General features: G+C 74.1%; 1 protein-coding gene. It reads left to right on the top strand.

Features of this window, described 5'->3' with window-relative positions; all coding sequences use genetic code 11:
* Positions 1 to 38 precede the first annotated feature (38 nt).
* A partial coding sequence (locus AB0J64_RS57270) for an SDR family NAD(P)-dependent oxidoreductase (protein ID WP_364047268.1) occupies positions 39 to 1,372 on the top strand: 1,334 nt, incomplete at its 3' end.

The raw sequence follows: 1,372 nt of genomic DNA, 5'->3' as shown, positions 1-1,372 counted from the left end.
TCCCCGACCCCAGCGATGGCGTCGTCATACAGGTCACCGTGACCGGACCCGACGAAGACGGCCGACGCCAGATCGCCATCCACTCCAAAGACGACCACGGACAGTGGACCCGGCACGCCACCGGCGCCCTCACCCCCACCCCCACCATGCCCGCCGACCTGCGCCACGCCTGGCCGCCGCCGGGTGCTGAGCCGCTGGACACCACCGGCCTGTACGACCGCTTGGTCGACCACGGCTACGGCTACGGCCCGGCCTTCCACGGTCTCACCCGAGCCTGGAAACACGGTGACGACCTCTACGCCGAGGTGTCGCTGCCGACCGATGCCGCCGATCCAACGGGTTACGGCGTGCACCCCGCGCTGCTCGACGCGGCGTTGCACGTGGGCATGCTGGCCGCACAGGACGCCGGGCAGGGGGCGGAGGAGAGCGGTCCGCTGATCCCGTTCAACTGGAACGGCGTCACCCTGCACGCCGCCGGCGCCACCGCGCTGCGGGTACGGTTGCGCCGGCTGGACGGTGATGCGGTCACCCGGCTGGATGTGGCCGATCCAACCGGCCGGCCGGTGGTGTCGGTGGAGGAGCTGACCGCGCGGCCGCTGGCTCCTGGGCAGTTGAGCGGCGCCGTCCCGGCACAGTGGTTGTACGAGGTGGCCTGGCGGCCGGTGGACGAGCGCGGCGCGGAGACCGCTGCCAGGGTGCTGGACGTCGCTTCGGCCAGGGACAGGGGGCCGGCGGACGGTGACGTCCCGGTGCGGGTGCGGCGGGTCGTCGGGGATGTGCTGGGTGAGTTGCAGACTTGGCTGGCCGAGGCGGACCCGCGTCCGATCACAGTGGTGACCCGGGGCGCGGTGGCCGTGGCCGACGGTGAGGTTCCGGATCCGGCGCAGGCGGCGGTGTGGGGGCTGGTACGGGCCGCCCAGGCGGAGGAACCCGGCCGCATCACCCTGATCGACCTGGACCCGGGGCAGCAGAGCGCGAGCGCCGGCGGTACTCCCATCCCGAGCGGAGAACCACAGGTCGCCTTGCGCGGCGACCGGCTCTTGGCGCCCCGGCTCGAGCGGGCCCGCCTCGGCGAGGAGCCCGTGGCGGCCTGGCCGGCCGATGGGACCACGCTGATCACCGGCGGCACCGGCGGGCTGGGCGCCCTGATGGCCCGGCATCTGGTGGCCGAACACGGCGTACGGCACCTGCTCCTGATCTCCCGGCGCGGCCTGGACGCCCCCGGCGCGGCCGAGCTACGCGACGAGCTGACCGGACAGGGCGCCGAGGTCACCATCGCCGCCTGCGACGTGGCCGACCGCGACGCCCTCACCGTACTGCTGGAGCAGATCCCCGACACCCACCCCCTGCGCGCCGTGGTGCACACCGCGGG

Origin of the sequence: Nonomuraea sp. NPDC049695, from assembly GCF_040674955.1 — a bacterium.
In the GTDB taxonomy this organism is placed as follows: domain Bacteria; phylum Actinomycetota; class Actinomycetes; order Streptosporangiales; family Streptosporangiaceae; genus Nonomuraea; species Nonomuraea helvata.
The sequence above is the reverse complement of the archived record's forward strand: the minus strand, read 5'-3'. Positions and strand labels throughout refer to the sequence as shown.